Source organism: Methylovulum psychrotolerans, assembly GCF_002209385.1.
GTDB lineage: Bacteria > Pseudomonadota > Gammaproteobacteria > Methylococcales > Methylomonadaceae > Methylovulum > Methylovulum psychrotolerans.
On record NZ_CP022129.1, the window covers coordinates 2,893,807 to 2,912,011 of the forward strand.

General features: G+C 53.5%; 17 protein-coding genes. 8 read left to right on the forward strand and 9 right to left on the reverse strand.

From position 1 onward, the window contains the following. Position 1: 1 nt before the first annotated feature. The 3 genes from CEK71_RS13115 to guaB form a co-directional block, all read right to left on the reverse strand. Positions 2 to 1,465 carry a complex I subunit 4 family protein gene (locus tag CEK71_RS13115; protein WP_088619806.1) on the reverse strand — a complete coding sequence of 488 codons (1,464 nt, stop codon included), beginning with the start codon at positions 1,463 to 1,465 and terminating at the stop codon, positions 2 to 4. 325 nt (positions 1,466 to 1,790) lie between these two features. After that, positions 1,791 to 2,573 (reverse strand): Stf0 family sulfotransferase, encoded by a 783-nt coding sequence (locus tag CEK71_RS13120; RefSeq protein ID WP_157679224.1) that lies wholly within the window; start codon positions 2,571 to 2,573, stop codon positions 1,791 to 1,793. 312 nt (positions 2,574 to 2,885) lie between these two features. Beyond that, positions 2,886 to 4,352 (reverse strand): IMP dehydrogenase, encoded by a 1,467-nt coding sequence (guaB, locus tag CEK71_RS13125; protein WP_088619808.1) that lies wholly within the window; start codon positions 4,350 to 4,352, stop codon positions 2,886 to 2,888. A gap of 352 nt (positions 4,353 to 4,704) precedes the next feature. Between guaB and CEK71_RS13130 the strand changes: the two genes are divergently transcribed. From CEK71_RS13130 to tadA, 7 genes are all read left to right on the forward strand, one after another. Then, positions 4,705 to 5,184, forward strand: coding sequence for a hypothetical protein (locus CEK71_RS13130; RefSeq protein WP_088619809.1), 480 nt, complete (start codon positions 4,705 to 4,707; stop codon positions 5,182 to 5,184). Positions 5,185 to 5,194: 10 nt separating this feature from the next. After that, the gene (gene trpD / locus CEK71_RS13135; RefSeq protein WP_088619810.1) at positions 5,195 to 6,211 is read left to right on the forward strand and encodes an anthranilate phosphoribosyltransferase; all 1,017 of its coding nucleotides are present in this window, start codon (positions 5,195 to 5,197) and stop codon (positions 6,209 to 6,211) included. Positions 6,212 to 6,498: 287 nt separating this feature from the next. Continuing rightward, a complete protein-coding gene (gene trpC, locus CEK71_RS13140) occupies positions 6,499 to 7,299 on the forward strand; it encodes an indole-3-glycerol phosphate synthase TrpC (protein ID WP_088619811.1) in 801 nt (266 codons plus the stop codon). 54 nt (positions 7,300 to 7,353) lie between these two features. Further along, complete coding sequence (locus CEK71_RS13145) at positions 7,354 to 8,022, forward strand: DUF2914 domain-containing protein (RefSeq protein ID WP_088619812.1); 669 nt, start codon at positions 7,354 to 7,356, stop codon at positions 8,020 to 8,022. A gap of 143 nt (positions 8,023 to 8,165) precedes the next feature. Beyond that, positions 8,166 to 8,561 (forward strand): hypothetical protein, encoded by a 396-nt coding sequence (locus CEK71_RS13150; RefSeq protein WP_088619813.1) that lies wholly within the window; start codon positions 8,166 to 8,168, stop codon positions 8,559 to 8,561. 81 nt (positions 8,562 to 8,642) lie between these two features. After that, positions 8,643 to 10,229 (forward strand): glutamine-hydrolyzing GMP synthase, encoded by a 1,587-nt coding sequence (guaA, locus tag CEK71_RS13155; protein WP_088619814.1) that lies wholly within the window; start codon positions 8,643 to 8,645, stop codon positions 10,227 to 10,229. Positions 10,230 to 10,232: 3 nt separating this feature from the next. Continuing rightward, positions 10,233 to 10,697: a tRNA adenosine(34) deaminase TadA gene (gene tadA / locus CEK71_RS13160; protein WP_088619815.1), complete on the forward strand. Its 465-nt coding sequence runs from the start codon at positions 10,233 to 10,235 to the stop codon at positions 10,695 to 10,697. A gap of 25 nt (positions 10,698 to 10,722) precedes the next feature. On the opposite strand, the gene CEK71_RS13165 is transcribed toward tadA, so the two are convergent. Then, a complete protein-coding gene (locus CEK71_RS13165; protein ID WP_088619816.1) occupies positions 10,723 to 11,832 on the reverse strand; it encodes an AAA family ATPase in 1,110 nt (369 codons plus the stop codon). A gap of 353 nt (positions 11,833 to 12,185) precedes the next feature. On the opposite strand from CEK71_RS13165, the gene CEK71_RS22650 reads away from it, so the two are divergent. Continuing rightward, the gene (locus CEK71_RS22650) at positions 12,186 to 12,332 is read left to right on the forward strand and encodes a hypothetical protein (protein WP_157679227.1); all 147 of its coding nucleotides are present in this window, start codon (positions 12,186 to 12,188) and stop codon (positions 12,330 to 12,332) included. 319 nt (positions 12,333 to 12,651) lie between these two features. Here the strand turns inward: CEK71_RS22650 and CEK71_RS13170 are convergent, their stop codons facing one another. From CEK71_RS13170 to nirB, 5 genes are read right to left on the reverse strand one after another with little or no spacing between them, the layout of a single operon-like run. Then, complete coding sequence (locus CEK71_RS13170) at positions 12,652 to 12,819, reverse strand: type II toxin-antitoxin system CcdA family antitoxin (protein ID WP_088619817.1); 168 nt, start codon at positions 12,817 to 12,819, stop codon at positions 12,652 to 12,654. Positions 12,820 to 12,875: 56 nt separating this feature from the next. Continuing rightward, positions 12,876 to 14,105: an NAD(P)/FAD-dependent oxidoreductase gene (locus CEK71_RS13175; RefSeq protein WP_332455516.1), complete on the reverse strand. Its 1,230-nt coding sequence runs from the start codon at positions 14,103 to 14,105 to the stop codon at positions 12,876 to 12,878. A 43-nt stretch (positions 14,106 to 14,148) separates the two neighbouring features. Continuing rightward, a complete protein-coding gene (locus CEK71_RS13180; RefSeq protein ID WP_088619818.1) occupies positions 14,149 to 15,072 on the reverse strand; it encodes a PhzF family phenazine biosynthesis protein in 924 nt (307 codons plus the stop codon). Next, positions 15,069 to 15,410, reverse strand: a complete 342-nt coding sequence (gene nirD, locus CEK71_RS13185; RefSeq protein ID WP_088619819.1) for a nitrite reductase small subunit NirD — start codon at positions 15,408 to 15,410, stop codon at positions 15,069 to 15,071. Before nirD ends, CEK71_RS13180 begins: the two co-directional genes overlap by 4 nt. After that, on the reverse strand, positions 15,411 to 17,942 hold the full coding sequence (gene nirB / locus CEK71_RS13190; RefSeq protein ID WP_088619820.1) for a nitrite reductase large subunit NirB: 2,532 nt from the start codon (positions 17,940 to 17,942) through the stop codon (positions 15,411 to 15,413). Between the last annotated feature and the right edge of the window lie 263 nt (positions 17,943 to 18,205).

Sequence of the window (18,205 nt, forward strand, 5' to 3'; positions counted from 1 at the left end):
TCTAAGGCTCCCTGAAGGCCTGTTGCCAGTGTGCGGTAGTGCTGGCGGACAAGTCCAGCAAACCGTTGGGTTGTAGGCCTAAAGCCAGCAACGTGGCGACCAGCACCCCGGCCGCCAGTTGTTCGGCAGGGCGCAGATCCGCCCAGGTTGCACGGTCGGGCTGGGTGCTGATAAACAGTAGGCTGAGGGTGCGGATAAGGTAAGCGGCGGTGATTAACAGGCTCAGTGCCACGGCCAGCCATAACCAGCCCGCTTGTTGGTAAAAAGCCGTCAGGGTCTGCACCTCGGCGACAAACCCTAAAGTACCCGGTATGCCCATGGCGGCGAACAGACTGAACGCCATCAGTGCCGACCAGCGTGGCATAGCCTGCACCAAGTTACCGTAATCTTGGCTATGGCGGTTATGGGTGCGTTGGTACAGTTGCTCGCCTAGCAGCAACAAGGCCGCGACGGTCAGGCTATGGGTGACCATTTGCAGTAGGGCGCTGTCGGCTCCGGCTTGGTTCAGGCCGCTGATACCCAGCAAGACCATACCCATTTGGCTGATCGAGGCATACGCGGTCATGGCTTTTAAATGGCTTTGCCGCCAAGCCAGCAAGCTACCGTAGAGCATTCCTATCAAGGCCAATAAAACCAGCAGCGGTTGCAGGATACGCGCGGCATCGGGCAAGATGGGCAAGACCCTGAGCAAACCATAAGCCGCCATTTTTAACAGCACCCCGGCAATAAGGATGCTGACGGCGACCGGGGCTTGGATATAAGCGGACGGCAACCAGCCGTGGGCGGGGAAAATCGGCACTTTGATGCCAAAACCCAGCAAAAACCCCAACAATACCCAGATTTGCTGTTGCACGGGCATAGCTTTGGCCGAATGTCCCAAGGCGGTCATCAGCGAACCGTTGGCGGCAAGATGGTATTGGCTGAGCGCCAAGAAACTCAGCAGCAAAAACACCGAGCCGGTTAAGGTATAGAACACGAAGCTAAGGCTGGCTGTGTGGCGGCGTTTGCCGCCCCAACGGCTGATCAGAAAAAATAGCGGAAATAAAGTGACTTCCCAAAAGATATAAAACAGCACCCAGTCTTGGGCAAGCAAGACCCCCAACATGCCAAACTCTAACAGCAACAGGCACAGATGATAGGCTTTGGCTTGGTTGTCTACGCTTGCGGAGGCCAACAAGGCCACTGACGTCAGCAGGGTGCAGAGCACCAACAAGGGCATGGATAAGCCGTCTACGCCTAGGGAATAAGCGCTGCCTGATGTTGGGTTGACGGCGACATATTCGGTCAACTGTAAAGCGGCGTTATGGGGGTCGTAATGGCCCAACAGCCACAGGCTGAGCAGCAAGGTCACGGCGGCGACCCCTTGGGCTGCGGTACGCACCCAATGCGGCTTATCGCCAGGCAAGCCCGCCAGTAAAAGACTGCCCAGTGCCGGAGTCCAGAGCAGTAGACTGAGTATCCCCATGATATTAGGCCTTTCAATCTGATGCGATCAGGTAGTTTGTTTAGATAAAGGCGATGCCCTATTCGGTCGGCAGATTGTCCGGGCCATCGGCAAAGGCCTGTGCGCTCAGTTTATAAGGGTGGTATGGTTGTTGTGCTACATCCCACCTGTCCCGAAAGCCATAGCCTAAAGCGTCCCGTCATGGCATTTACGGCGCATCACCCGCCGATTTTTGCTGAACGCTACGTTTGTCGTGGGCGGGGAGGCGTGTTGCAATAAACTACGGCTTTCAGTATGGTTTTGCTCTATAATTAATGCTATATTTACTTATAGCGATTTATTCGGGTTAGGCATGTTTGTTCAACGACAGCTCAATGGCAAAGCGCCGTGTCCATTGGTCATTGCGCTGGTCACTGATTTTTTTGATAATCGAGCCTTGGACCGGCATATAGACCGTGTTGGGGTTGGCCGCGACGTAGGCGGCAATGCGTTGCAGCACTTTAACCACATTCTCGGCAATGTCTTCGTAACTAATGCACAGCGGGTAAATGCTGTTTTCATAAAAATAGCTTTGCCAACCCTTTTCTTGGACGACGATATGGTCATACCAATATTTGATAGTGGCGTAATCATACTCTAAATCGTGCAGCTTCGCCAAAGCCTCAGGGCTATGTTCGGTGTCGGTGTGGAACACCCCGGTCGCCGTGGCTTTATATAACGACACGGCCTGCGCGGCCAAATTACGGCGGGTCAGGTAGATATATTTAAACCCCGCCAAATAAACCCGGTCATCCATGTAGCCGGTAAAGTTTTCAAACTGGAACCAGCTAGTTTTTAAGCCGGACACACCGTTATCCGTTTGGCGGTTGCGCAGGATGTGACGGAGATATTCGTCAGGCGTACGCCCCGGCGCATCCTTAATGTGCTTGGCCAAACCATCTTGGTTAAGCAATTCGTTAGGTTGGCCAAATCGGCTGATACTGCTCATTAAGTCACAGAGGTAAGTGCTGCCTGAGCGTGGGGTCATGGCGATAACATAGCGGCTGGCCGGATCCGCTTGCGCTTGCAGGGCGTTTAAGCGTTTTATGTCAATAGTGGGGTTATAAAAAATTTCCGCAATTTTGTTCATTATGACCTTTTTTATAATTGTAAATGCGTCAGTGGGTGGGGGCTGTCGGCGCCGGAATTTGCTTGTCGTCAGCAAATAGCTTGGCGGTTGACAGTCTCCGGTCATCCGTCAATATAAGCAGCGGTAAAAATTCACATATTCTAACGTATAAAGCCACAATTATTAATCGTATATGACAAAAATATGAAAAAATCCATAATTTTTTAACGATTAGCCACTCAGGTGGTCGCTAAAGGCACGGGAGATGCGGTCATAACCCTTGCTGTGCCCTTAGGCCCCTGCCCAACGTGCGCCTGTTCCCGGCACTAAGGCCTATTCCGTGCGGTAGTTAGGCGCTTCTTTGGTAATGGTGACATCATGGACATGGCTTTCGCGCATTCCGGCACTGGTCACCCGCACAAACTGCGCTTTCTCGTGCAGGGAGTCGATGCTATGGCTGCCGGTATACCCCATGCTGGCGCGGATGCCGCCGAGCAATTGGTGGATGACCGCCAATAAGCTGCCTTTGTAAGGGACGCGGCCCTCAATGCCTTCGGGGACCAGTTTTTCGACCGAATCGGCTTCTTCCTGAAAATAACGGTCACTGGAGCCTTGCTGCTGCGACATTGCGCCCAATGACCCCATACCGCGGTAAGATTTGTACGAGCGGCCTTGGAACAGCTCAACCTCGCCGGGGGCTTCTTCCGTACCGGCAAACAGGCCGCCCAGCATTACCGCATACGCGCCTGCCGCCAAGGCTTTGGCGACATCGCCCGAATAGCGGATACCGCCATCGGCAATCAACGGTACGCCTGTGCCTTTGAGCGCGTCGGCGACATCACTGACGGCGGTGATTTGCGGCACACCAACCCCGGCGATGATGCGCGTGGTGCAGATTGAGCCAGGGCCGATACCGACCTTAACCCCGTCCGCCCCGGCTTCAACCAAAGCCAACGCGGCGGCGGCGGTGGCGATATTGCCGCCGATCACTTGCACATCGGGGTAGTGTTGCTTAACCCAGCGGACTTTATCCAACACGCCTTGGGAATGCCCATGGGCGGTGTCGACGACAATCACATCCACCCCGGCGGCGACCAATGCGGCGACCCGCTCTTCGGTGTCATAACCGGTGCCGACTGCCGCCCCGACCCGTAAGCGTTCTTGGCTGTCTTTGCAGGCTTGCGGATAGTCTTTGGCTTTTTGGATGTCCTTAACGGTAATCATGCCGCGCAAATGGAAGCCGTCGTCAACGACCAGGACTTTTTCGATGCGGTGTTTGTGCAGCAACGCCACCGCCTCTTTCGGGTCGGCGTGTTCGCTGACGGTAATCAGCCGCTCCTTAGGGGTCATCACTTTCGAGACCGCTTCGTCAAAACGCGTTTCAAAACGTAAGTCGCGGCTGGTGACGATGCCGACCAGTTGGTCGCCGACCACGACCGGCACCCCGGAGATGTTTTTGGCGCGGGTCAACTTAATGACATCGCGGATACTGGTGTCCGGCGACACGGTAATCGGGTCTTTAATCACGCCGCTTTCATATTTTTTCACATGGCGGACTTCCCGCGCCTGTTGCTCGACCGTCATATTTTTATGGATGATGCCGATGCCGCCCTCTTGCGCCATGGCTATCGCCAAACGGGCTTCGGTCACCGTGTCCATCGCCGCCGAGACCAGCGGGATATTGAGCGTGATTTCGCGGGTCAATTGGGTTTTCAGTTCTACGTCACGGGGCAGCACAGTCGAGTGCGCCGGAACCAATAAAACATCATCAAACGTGAGTGCTTCCTGAATAATTTGCATAAACCACACCTAAACAAGCAGTAAAATAACTCTCTATTATACGGCTACCCCGTGTATTTAGTAACCTTAAAGATAGCCCGATAAGCCAATTGCCCCACAAATGCGCAATAGACTAGAATGCGCGTGAATAAAATGCTAAAGTTTGGGGCTTTCGCATGTCACTCGGTGTCCCCGTTTTTCGTGGCCCAGCCCCGATGGGGCGGGTTAAGTGGCCGGCCCGCTTTAGGGTTTACCGCTGGTTGAAAACCTGGGCATAGAGTATGAGTCACTGGCTTTAGACCCATCAAGCCCGTGCCCCGTTCAACTGTCCGCAAGCCGTGCGCCCTTTAACCTTGCCAACTTGTTAACGCTTATGAAGACTTTAACCTTACCAAAAACCGTGTTTGCCGCCCTGTTGTGCGGCGTAGTGGCCTTAACCGTCACCGCCTGTTCCGACGACAAACCGGAAAAACCGACCGCCAGTGCCAGTGCCGCCGCACCTGCCAAACCGACCCATAACCCTAATCCGTTCGACCATTCCGGTGACATTAAAGTGACCGACAGCGAAAAACAAAAATTTGAACAAGAATTTGCTGCCCAATGCGTCGCGCGGGAAGTGCATAACTCAGGTAACCCTGAAGACAAAGCCCGTTTTGACAAACCATGCACTTGTATCGCGACTTTTTTAATGAAAGACCTGACTTATCAAGAGGCCGAAAAGTTCTTGACCGAGCATGAAAACCCCCAGTCGCTGCGTATCAAATACGAAAACGCCGCCTACCATTGCTTGCAAGAAAAAACGCCGCCCAAAGAGCCGGACTTTTCCCGCCCAGCCCCCGCTGCCGTACAGTAATACGGGCAAGATGGATATTAAAGCCGCCCTCCAGACCGTTTTAGAGCGCCAAGACCTCAGCCTTGCGCAAATGCGCACGGTGATGCGCCTGATTATGTCCGGCCAAGTGACCGATGCCCAACTGGGCGGGTTTTTAATCGCCCTGCGTTGCAAAGGCGAAACGGTTGATGAAATTACGGCGGCGGCGCAGGTGATGCGGGAGTTGGCCGAACCGGTCCATATCAGCGGTGCCCATGTCATCGACACCTGCGGCACGGGCGGCGACGGGGCCAACACCTTTAACATTTCCACCACTTGCGCGTTTGTCGTTGCGGCGGCGGGCGGGCAGGTCGCCAAACACGGTAACCGTTCGGTGTCCAGCAGTTCCGGCAGTGCCGACGTGCTGGAAGCGGCGGGCCTTAACCTCAACCTGAACGCCGAACAAGTGGCCTTATGCGTCAACACCTTAGGGGTGGGCTTTCTGTTCGCCCCTAACCACCACGGGGCGATGCAGCATACTCGCCAAGTGCGTAGGGATATGGGGGTGCGGACGCTGTTTAATGTCTTGGGGCCGTTGGTCAATCCCGCCGCCGCCCCCAACCAGCTGATCGGCGTATTTGCCAAAGACTGGCTGGTGCCCTTGGCGGAAGTGCTCAAACAGCTCGGTAGCCAGCATGTGCTGGTTGTCCATGCCGACGACGGCCTGGACGAGCTGAGCATCGCCTGCGCTTCCAGTGTCGCCGAACTGAAAAACGGCCAAGTGTCCACCTATACGGTCAGCCCCGAACAGTTTGGCCTGCAACGCGCCAGTTTAGACAGCTTGGCGGTGGCCGATGCCGCCGCCAGCTTGGTCATGGTCAAGGCGGTGCTGGACGGACGGCTAGGGCCTGCCCGCGATATTGTCCTGCTCAACGCCGGGGCGGCTTTATATGCCGCCAACGTCGCCACCGATTTGGGCGCGGGTATCACCTTGGCACGGCAAGCGATTGATAGCGGTGCGGCCCGCACAAAAATGGCGGCTTTGGTCGAGTTTAGCCAGCGTTTTTAAGCCTGCCGCCGCCCCACGCCGAAGCGGCCATTACTGCCGCCTATTCGCGCAAATTCATATAATTGCCTAAATAATCAATTGGTTATATAATTAACAAAGGCCTTTTCGGTCGTATAGGTTTGAGCCTATGCCAATAGCCTTAGGAAATAAGCCGGGGTTTAGGATAAACGCGGTGCAGGCTCTGTTTTACCGGGTGGCCTGTGGTCGGTTTGATTTTGCAACCCCACGGCCCGTCCGCCTCCTTTCCATTTTTTGCCCCTTACTGATACCCTTAGGATACCCCCAAGATGAGCAACGAACCTGATATTTTACAAAAAATCCTGAGCCAAAAAGTCATCGAAATCGCCACGCGCAAGCAAGCCATGACGATTGCCAACTTGGAGGACATGGCGGAATCCGTCGCCAGTCCGCGCGGCTTCGCCTATGCCCTACAGCGGCAAGTGCAGGCGAAAAAACCCGCCATTATTGCCGAAATTAAAAAAGCCTCGCCCAGCCAAGGGGTCATCCGCGAAAACTTTGAACCGGTCAGCATTGCGCGTGATTATGCTATGAGTGGGGCGACCTGTTTGTCGGTGCTGACCGACAAGGCATTTTTCCAAGGTTCCGAAGTGTATCTGCAAATGGTCAGGGAGCGCTGCCCGTTGCCGGTGCTGCGCAAAGATTTTATGATTGACGTTTATCAAGTCTACGAAGCGCGGGCCTTAGGGGCCGACTGCATTCTGCTGATTGTCGCGGCGCTGACCGACGGGCAAATGCACGAACTGGAAGATGTCGCCAACCAATTGGGCATGGATGTGTTGGTGGAAGTCCATAACGCCGACGAGCTGACCCGCGCCCTGACCTTAAAGACCCGCTTGTTGGGCATCAACAACCGCAATTTGCGCACCTTTGAGACTTCCTTACAAACCACCTTAACATTGCAGGCGGCCATCCCTAGCGACCGCATCATCATCACCGAAAGCGGCATCCATAGCCATGACGATGTACAATTGATGCTCGATAACGGCATTTATGGCTTTTTAGTCGGCGAAGCGTTTATGCGTGCCGACAGCCCCGGACAAAAAATGCGTGACTTGTTCGCGCTCTAATGGCTTTGTCTGACCAAGCTGTGCTCTTGCATTTAACTGACCGTGGGTGATTTTATGGCTGAGAAAAAAAATCTGACAATTAAGGTCAAATATCCGACTGCCGCCAAAACCAGTAAGGCCTTATCGCCCAGTGCCGCCGTGATTACCGTTTGGAATGTCCAACGGATCGGCTTGGCGGCGGCATTGCTGGGGTTTTTGCTGCTGATCGTGTATGCGTTCAGCGATGATGATACGCCACCGCCCGCCGTAGTGGCGGACAGCCCTAGCGCCCAAGCTGCACCCGCAGTGCCTGCCGCGCCTAAAACGCCCGCCGCACAACCACCGGTAGTAACGCCTGTGCCTGTCGCGGCAAACCCGTCGGTGGCCGCTGCGTTGCCGCATGAGCAAGCACGGATACGGCGGGCAGTGCTGGCGGCGCGTATCACCGATAAAGAACCGGCAGACGAAATTGTCCGGGGCGTGACCGTGCCGCCAGGACAATTGAAAACCGCCTATTACTTCAACGAATTGCGTGGCATGACCGGAAAAATACTCTATCATGAATGGCTCCGTGATGGGGTTTCGGTCATGAAAGAGCCTTTGCAGGTCGGTGCCGACCGTTGGCGGGTCAGCTCGCATAAAACCTTTGATGATAAGGCCGCTGGGCAATGGACGGTAAGGCTTTTGGACGATACCGGCAAGCTGTTGGACGAAAAAACGTTTGCTGTCAGTGTCGGGCAGTAAGTAAAAATAACGGCAACTTGAACTCCCCGCCGCGGCCTTCTGTCTTACGCGTAGTTTCCCGCTGTCGGCACTGTTCAGATTTTATTCATGAAGGCTTTAGTAGACTGAAGCCAATTTTATAACCAACCCATGCAGGACATTTTATGAACAAACTCTCCATCTGTATCGCCCTTACCGGAGCCGTGTTACTGTCTGGTTGTGCGAGCCAGACGGGCTGGACCCCCACCGTTGATACCTATAACGACCCTAGAGCTTCCCGTCTTAACCAAGATATGCAAGAATGTCAGCAACTGGCGGCACAGGCTTCCGGCGGCACGGCTAAGGAAGCGGCGATTGGCGGTGGTGTCGGTGCCGTGGCCGGTGCGGCGGGCGGTGCTATGCTCGGCGCTATTGCCGGTAATGCCGGCACCGGCGCAGCCTTAGGCGCGGTGGTCGGCGGTCTTGGCGGTGCTGGCCAACAAGGCCTTGAATCCGACAAACGCTATAAAAGCGCCTATAACAACTGCCTCAGTGGCCGCGGCCATCGGGTCATCCGCTAAAGCGTTTTGCCAACACCGTATTTTAGGGGGGCTGCGTGCCCCCCTTTTTATTGACGAACCTTTCATCTGACGAGTATCACTGTGACGCAAACAGCAACCGACATCCACGCCCATAAAATCCTGATTTTAGATTTCGGCTCCCAATACACCCAACTGATCGCCCGCCGCATCCGCGAAATCGGCGTGTATTGCGAAATTTATTCCTGCGAATGTAGTGCGGCGGAAGTGGCAAATTTCGCGCCTAACGGCATCATCTTGTCCGGCGGCCCGGAAACCGTCACCAGCGCCGACACGCCCCGCGCCCCGCAAATCGTCTTCGAATTGGGCGTACCCGTATTGGGGATTTGCTACGGTATGCAGACCATGGCGGAACAACTGGGCGGCAAAGTCGAAAGCTCCAGCCACCGCGAATTTGGTTATGCGCAAATCCGGGCGCGGGGCCATTCCAAACTGCTCAACGGCATCGAAGACCATCTGTCACCCGAAGGCTTCGGCCTGCTCGATGTCTGGATGAGCCACGGCGACCGCGTGAGCGTCCTGCCCGAAGGCTTTAGCCTGATCGCCAGTTCCGAAGGCGCACCGATTGCCGGTATCGCCAACGAAGCCCAAGGCTTTTACGCCGTGCAATTCCATCCCGAAGTGACCCACACCCACCAGGGCGGGCGTATCCTATCGCGCTTTGTCTTGGACATTTGCGGCTGTGAGGCCTTATGGACAGCCGGACATATCATTAATGACAGCATCCAAGCGGTACGCGCCAAAGTCGGTAGCGATGCGGTGGTTTTAGGCCTGTCCGGTGGGGTCGATTCCTCCGTGGTCGCGGCCTTGCTGCATAAAGCCATCGGTACGCAACTGACTTGCGTGTTCGTCGATACTGGCCTGTTGCGCCTGCACGAAGGCGACCAAGTGATGGCGATTTTTGCCGAACATCTGGGCGTTAAAGTCATCCGCGTCAATGCCGAAGCCCGCTATCTCGCCGCCTTGGCAGGGGTCAGCGATCCTGAGCAAAAGCGCAAGGTTATCGGCAACCTGTTTGTCGACATCTTCGACGAAGAAGCGGCGAAATTGACCGATGCCCGCTGGCTGGCACAAGGCACCATTTATCCCGATGTTATCGAATCCGCCGGGGCGAAAAGCGGCAAAGCGCATTTGATCAAATCCCACCACAATGTCGGCGGCCTGCCGGAAAACATGACCCTAAAACTGGTCGAGCCGTTGCGCGAGCTGTTTAAGGACGAAGTGCGCAAAATCGGCTTGGAATTGGGCCTGCCCGCCGAAATGGTGTTCCGCCACCCCTTCCCAGGCCCCGGCCTAGGGGTGCGGATCTTAGGCGAAGTCAAAAAAGCCTATGCCGACCTGCTGCGCCAAGCCGATGCGATATTTATCGAAGAATTGTATCGCCATGACCTGTACCACAAAGTCAGCCAAGCCTTTGCCGTGTTCCTGCCCGTCAAATCAGTTGGGGTAATGGGCGACGGGCGGCGTTATGATTACGTCATCGCCATCCGCGCCGTCGAAACCATCGACTTTATGACCGCACGGTGGGCGCACTTGCCTTACGAGTTCTTGGACCTGATCTCCCGCCGCATCATCAACGAAGTGGCGGGCATTTCCCGCGTCACCTACGACATCTCCGGCAAACCGCCCGCGACCATCGAATGGGAATAAGGCATGGGGATAAGTGCCAGCCCCGACGATGAAGCTTGGCTGCGTTATGCCATTCGCTTGGCACAACGCGCCGAAGCCCAAGGCGAAGTCCCGGTCGGCGCGGTGGTGGTCAAGGATGGCCTCTGCATCGCCGAAGGCTGGAACGCCCCCATCGCCCAACACGACCCCACCGCCCACGCCGAAATCATCGCCCTACGCCAAGCGGGCTTGGCGGTGCAAAACTACCGCCTGACCGATGCCACCCTGTACGTCACCTTAGAGCCGTGCGTGATGTGCATGGGCGCAATCAGCCACGCCCGCATTAAACGCTTGGTGTTCGGCGCTTTCGACCCCAAACGCGGCGCAGTCTGCCACGCCCTCAGCCTGACCGACGCGGCGTTTTTAAATCACCGGGTCGAATGGCAAGGCGGGGTGCTGGAGGAGACGTGTGGGGAGTTGTTGCGGGAGTTTTTTCGGGCTAGGCGGTAGGGTGTTGTTAATGTCGGTGCTTGCCTTAACGTAACTCAATATTGGTTTGGGTCAGGTTATACAGCTGTTCCTTATCAAAAACCGTGGCGATGATTTGCCCCTGATTGCTTTTTAGCGCACTTTTGCCCATCCGAAACAACACACCTTCGGTGTCCGTACTGGCAATAGCGACTTTGGCAAAACTGTCGATACAATCCCAATTATGGGTAGTGGCGAACACCTGAATATCCAGCCGCTCGGCCATTGTGAACAGCCATGACCAGATTTTTTCTTGGGTGCTGTAATGCAGGCCATTTTCAAACTCGTCAATCAACAAAAAGCCGCCTTGGGCGGAAACCAATTTAATGGCGATTTGCAGTATCCTGACCATGCCGTCGCCTAAGCTTTTGAGCGGCACGGGGCGGGGTAAGCCTGCAAGTTTGACTTTGGCGATGTGCTGCGGTTTACCCGCCGCATTGGCGCGTTCGTTGGCGACAAACACCAGATGCTCGTAATCCGGCAGGATGATTTTTAATGCCTCAGTGATGGTTTGTTCATGTTCGGTGTAGACAATGGCATCCCATTCATTGGCAAGTTCGTCCACGGGGATGAAATGGGTAGGAACGAGACTACAATTTACTAATTCAAATGGCGATTCATGATAAATATCTTGCCTGATAAAATGCCACTTCCCAGGTTTTTCTGCAACTAAGGCTTGCCCAATAATCCTTGTTTGAGGTTTTTTATTTAACCAATCTTCATTGAATTCAGAAAACAGCGTTTTACCCATGAGATCATCTTGCACAATAAACACACGATAGACAGAAAGAGTGTGTTGATTGTCGATAGATTCGCCAATAATAAATTTTACTAATTTTTTGTTGGAGGGTTGCCGACCTGTAAATAGCTCCTCATAAGGAAAGTGGACATTTGATTCTTGATCATTTGCCTCGGCTAACGGAAATTTCTCATCATGGCTTTCGGCTATCTCTTTCAATAAATTAAAATTAGCCCCACCCGCATAAATCCGCAACGCCTCAAGCACGGTGCTTTTCCCTGAATTATTTTTTCCGACAATCAAATTAAGCCGCCCCAGCTTTTCTACGGAAAAATCTTCCAGCATCCGAAAATTGTTAATGACCAGTGAATTTAACATGATGATGTTTTATAAAAGATAAAAGGTGTATTCCGGTGACCAAAACTTGTTTTTCTTTGGTATACTTGATGCCGATTTGCCCTAAGTTTATAAGAGAGACAAGTCCAAGTCACGCTGAACTATTACAGGTATAAATTTTCATTGGTTTTAGCCGTATCTCTTAGTAGCCTAACAAGCCAGTCAAAGGGCTATCCGTCATTCCCGCTTGCGAAGTTTTTAGTTTTTACAGGTAAACGGCTTTGCTGTAGGCCATCGGGGGGGCTTACAAGTGTAGGTTTTTAAAAAGTGACGGGGCAAAGCGTTGAGGGTAAATTGATGAGTGTCATCAACATCCGTTTACCGAAGGTGCCGCCATGCCCCGCCATCCAGAACTATACCAATGGATCGACACGATTGCCACGCATTTTCCGTCCCTCAGCAAGCCACAGGCATTGGGCGGCCTTGATGTCTATTTTTGCCAATATAGGATTGCCTTTATTGACCTAAAGGCCCCACAATAACCCGAAAAAACCGTCACCCATGTCCCCGAACATGTGTTACCTATGTCCCACGTCCATACACTCCCCCTTGCCAGGGGGAGGGGCTTTTTCCCCCATTTTCGCCTGTTCGACGGGGAATATGCTCCCTCCCCTGCGAAGGAGAGCCCTTCGGCTTCGCTCAGGAGGGGCGGGGTTTAATTCGCGAATGTTAAAAGATATATGCACACCTACTTAATTGCCGGGTGAGGGCAGTGGCGGTGTGCTATTTGGGTGTCCAGTAAAAAAGGGATTAAGCGTTTGGTTTTGGGGTTTTGATTTTCGTAGACATCAAACTGAGCCATTAGAAACGCCGTATATCATCAGAAAATACCCCGTGTTCATCAACATGCCGATTATAGTTGGCGATAGCGGCTTGGTTGTCGGCTAGCCAGTTGGCCACCTGTTTGAGCTCGATTTGTTCGGCTGGCTTTTGCTCCAAAGCGGCTGATGTATCATATAGTGCTTGCATGGCTATAATGTTCCTGTGGGTTTATGCTGGGTATAGTATATGCGCCTATAATAGACTTATCCAATCCCAACATATTGTTTACCAAACACTAAGCCTTCGCGTATTCCGGCAATATCCTGGCCTTGTTCCAATAATTCCTGATACCAAGAGCCATCTGCCGTGTCACCATACAATACCGCCCCGACCAGTTTGCCCGCTTTAATGACCAGTTTTTTATAAACACCTAAGGTTGCGTCAGTAAAATGAATGGTTTCGCTATGGGCATCGCCGAGAAAATTGCCGACGGAAAATAAGTTGATGCCTGTCACCTTCAATTTAGTGGCGGTGGGCAAGGTCAGGTAATGTGCCGTACCGTCCGCGCTCAGGTGGTTGGCGCAGACTTTGGCCTGCTCAAATAAGGGCGCGACCAAGCCAAAGGTATCGCCGCGATGCTGGATACATTCGCCGACGGCATAGATGCTGGGATCATAGCTTTGCAGGGTGTCATTAACGACAATGCCCCGCTCGCAATACAGGCCGGCTTGTTGCGCTAGGCTGATATTAGGGCGTACCCCGACCGCCATCACGAAAATATCACAAGGCAGTTCGCTGCCGTCGGTAAAGCTGACGGCGCGGATATGGCCTTGGGCATCACTTAATAAGGCTTGGGTTTGCGCGGCCATTTTGAAATGGATGCCGCGCTTGACCAAGGCCGCTTGCAAGAGCTTGGCGGCGGGTTTGTCCAACTGGCGGTTAAGTAAAACTTCGTTGTTATGGACGACAGTCACATCCATGCCGCGTTGCACCAAGCCATTGGCGGCTTCCAGCCCTAAGAGGCCGCCGCCTAAAACCACCGCTTTGCTATGGCTGCGGCTGTAGGCGAGCATGGTTTTTACATCGGCAATATCCCGAAAACTGACCACCCCCGCCAAATCATTGCCCGGCAAGGCGGGTTTGACGGCATTGGAACCCGTGGCGATTAACAGGCGGTCATAAGCGGCGCTGGTGCCGTCTTGGGCGTGGACTTGTTTCTTGGCGCGGTCAATGCGTACGACGGCTTTGGTTTCGCCAGCATGAAGGCGGATACCGTGGTGGTCGTACCATTCGCGGTCATTAATGACAATATCGCCGAGATTTTTTTCCCCGCACAACACCGATGACAACAGGATGCGATTGTAATTGCCGTAAGGTTCGGCACCAAATACGGTAATCTCGTATTGGTCTGGTGCGGCGGCGAGCAGTTCCTCCACCGTCCGCATTCCCGCCATGCCATTACCGATCACAACTAAGCGTTTTTTCACATTCATTCCTTGCTAAATCACTTTAGGGCTGACCTTGCTTAAAGGATGCTTAGGGCAGGTCAGGGATGGTCATTGTCCCTTTAGCGACCAGTACCGCTTCGCCGCCGACGCGTAAGGTCAGGCTGTCCATGCCTTTATGGTCCATTTCCAGATTCACTACACTACGGCGGTGCTTGTCTTCGCCACGGTCTACTGAAAAGGTGTAGGTGCCTTTTTGCATGAAATCAAACGAACACAAGTAGGCGGCAAAAGCCGACATGGCACTGCCGATGGGCGGGTCTTCGTAGATGCCAATGCGTGACCCTAATAAACGGGTATGGAAATTGGCATCAAGGTGCATAGTTTTTGGCGCAAACAGCAATATTTCTTGGGCGGCGGTTTGCGGGGCACTCGATTGGCTCCACGCCATCGGGTTAAAGCGGGCTTTCCTGACGGTTTCGTAAGCAAATACCGGAACGATCAAGTAGGGAAAGCCGCAAGAAACTAACCGTGCCGTGTATTTTTTGGTATCAAAATCCGCCGTCCGTAAAGACAGAAAACTGGCCAGTTCTTCGGTGCTGGGGGCGAAACGGTCAACAATCGGCGTAACGTTACGCGAAAACTGCACAAGGGTCGGCTTACCTTGATAAGCGGAAATGTTCACTTCGACACTGCCGGCGTTTTGCTCAAAGATCACAGGCGTGGTGGTCTCAGTGAGCTTAATATCGCCGATGCTTGCCAAGATGTAGGCGGTGGCGATAATTGGGTGGCCGGCAAAATCCAGCTCCCGTTGCGGCGAAAATACCTGCATCACGCGCCTGCCTGTGCGCTTGTCGCGTTTTCTCACGAACACCGTTTCCGACAGGTTCATTTCGTTGGCGACTTTTTGCATTTGTTGCCGGGTCAGGTTTTCGGCATAAGGAAACACCGCAATTTGCGCCCCGCTAAAAATCTGCCGAGTAAAGACATCGGCAATATAGTAATGGTATTTCATACGCTGGGCTCCGGAATGCCGACCGAGACGCGGGCATTATCTATACGCACGGGATAGGCGGGGATACGGACACTGCTATCCTCGAGACACTCGCCTGTCGTAAGGTGGAAATGCTGTTTATATAAAGGCGAAGCGACCATGGGCTGGCCGCCAATATCACCGATTAGCCCCCGCGCCAAAACATTGGCTAGTCCGAACGGGTCGAAATTATGCACCGCATACACCGATTCGGTTGCGGGCAGGTAAAAAAGGGCGATTTGTTGGTTTTGTACCAGTACACACACGCCGGAATTGGGTTGTAGATCTTCTACCGCACAGACATCAAACCAGATTGTCATTTACGCTACCTCCACTAATTGAAAATGGCGACGTTCTTCGGGATTAGCAGGGCGGATTTGGCCGCGCTCCTCGACAAATACGATATTGTCGTCCGTTTGGTCGCTGTTGATGAAGTGACGGAAGCGTTTCAGCTTATCGGCATCTTCCAGCGTAGTCTTCCACTCGCATTGATAAGTGTCAATAACATGGGACATTTGCTGCTCCAGTTCGGCACACAGCCCCAGCTTATCGTCAATGACCACCGCTTTAAGGTAATCCAGTCCGCCCGCCAAATTTTCCAGCCATACCGAAGTGCGTTGCAGGCGGTCAGCGGTACGGATGTAAAAAATCAGCACCCGGTCGATGTAAGCGATAAGGGTGTCTTTATCCAATCCGGTGGCGAACAAGTCGGCATGGCGCGGTTTCATGCCGCCATTGCCGCAGACATACAGACTCCAGCCGTTTTCGGTGGCGATCACACCGATGTCTTTGCCTTGGGCTTCGGCACACTCGCGGGTGCAGCCAGACACGGCAAATTTGATCTTATGCGGCGAGCGTAAGCCTTTGTAACGGTTTTCTAAGGCAATCGCCAAGCCGACGCTGTCATCCACGCCATAGCGGCACCAAGTGCTACCGACACAGGATTTGACGGTGCGTAGGGATTTGCCGTAAGCATGGCCGGATTCAAAACCGGCATCCACTAATTCTTTCCATATAGCAGGCAGTTCCTCAAGCCTTGCACCGAACAGGTCAACCCGCTGACCGCCAGTGATTTTAGTGTACAGATTATATTTTTTGCCGACTTGCCCCAGCACAATCAGCATATCGGGGCTAATTTCCCCGCCCGGAATCCGTGGTACGACCGAATAAGTGCCGTCTTTTTGCATATTGGCAAGAAAGGTGTCGTTAGTGTCTTGCAAGCCGACATGTTCGGTTTTAAGAATGTAATCGTTCCAGTGCGAAGCTAGGATTGACGCGACGGCAGGCTTGCAAATCTCACAACCTAAGCCCCGGCCATGCTTTGCCAGCAAGGCATCGAACGTCCTAATGCCTTCGACTTTAATCAGGTTGTATAAGTCTTGGCGGGTATAGGCGAAATGTTCGCACAAATCGGTATTGACTTCGTAGCCTTGCTTGGCCAATTCGCAATTCAATACCGACTTTAACAAGGGTACGCAGCCACCGCAGCCTGTGCCCGCTTTGGTTTCGGCTTTTAGGGCATTGACCGTAGTGCAGCCTGCTTTAATTGCCGAACAGATAGTGCCTTTGCTGACTTCGTAGCAAGAGCAGATTTGTGCGGAAGCGGGCAGGGCATCAGGACCTAGACCCACCGCTTCGCCGGCGTTGCGCGGCAAGATCAGGCTATCGGGGTGTTCGGGCAGGGCTATACCGTTTTGGCAATATTGCAGTAGCGTGCCGTATTCGTTGGCATCGCCAACCAGCACCGCCCCTAGCAGGCGGGTTTTGTCTTCACTGACTACCAGGCGTTTATACACATCGCTGCCACCGTTTTGATAGGTAAAAATTAATGCGCCTTGGGTTCTGGCATGGGCGTCGCCGATACTGGCGACATCCACGCCCATCAGTTTGAGCTTGGTGCTCATATCCGCGCCAGTGAACAGGGCTTCGCTGCCGTTCAGATCGGCAATAACGGTACGCGCCATCGCATAACCGGGAGCGACCAGCCCAAAAATCATGCCGTTCCATAAGGCACATTCGCCAATGGCGTAAATGTCAGGGTCAGAGGTTTTGCAGTGGTTATCAATGACAATGCCGCCGCGTTGGCCGATGTCTAAGCCGCAACCTTTGGCAATATCGTCACGCGGACGGATACCTGCCGAAAACAGCACTACATCCGTCTCTAGCTCTTCACCGTCGGCAAAGCACATCTTGTTCACGCAGGTATCACCGTCGATAATTTGGCTGGTGTTCTTATTAGTGTGGACAGTGACACCTAAGGCTTCGATTTTCCGCCGTAACATCGCGCCGCCGCCTTCGTCGATCTGTACCGCCATCAGGCGCGGGGCAAACTCCACGACGTGGGTGTCCAAACCCAAATCTTTTAAGGCTTTAGCCGCTTCCAAGCCGAGCAAGCCACCGCCGACCACGGTACCGACTTTACCTGTCCGTGCCGCCGCCGTCATTGCTTCCAAATCTTCAATGGTACGGTAGACTAAGCAGTTTTTACGGTCGTGGCCGGGTACGGGCGGCACAAAAGGATAAGAGCCAGTCGCCAGCACCAATTTGTCGTAACGGATACTGACACCTTTGGCGGAAGTGACGGTTTTATGCTCGCGGTCAATTGTCGCTGCCCGGTCGCCCAAGTGTAGGGTGATGCCGTTATCGGCAAAAAAGCCTTCGGGGATCAACGACAGGTCTTCGGCGGTTTTGCCTGAGAAAAACTCAGACAGATGGACGCGGTCATACGCTGGCCTGGGTTCTTCGCAAAAAGTTACGATGTCGTATTGGTCTTTTCCGGTGCTGGCCGCCAGCCCTGCCAAAAAATGTTGGCCGACCATGCCGTTACCGATAACCACTAATGTTTGTTTCATAACAACCTCTACAGGAATTGTCAGGCAAAAAAAAAGGTGTCTTCGCGCATAAGCCATGCTTATGTGCGAAAGACACCTTTGTCTGGTCAGTTCAGCTTTGAACTGTGATTGTTTACTCCTGCTTTGGAGTTTGAATAACAATAAGCAATTCGTGTGCCTACTTTTATGAGGAGCTTGTTTGCCTTGTTAATGCTGGGTTTTGGGGAATTTTAGCCGCTAAGAAAGCGGCTTTAGGCTGATTTTTCGCGCTATTCTGGTGCAGT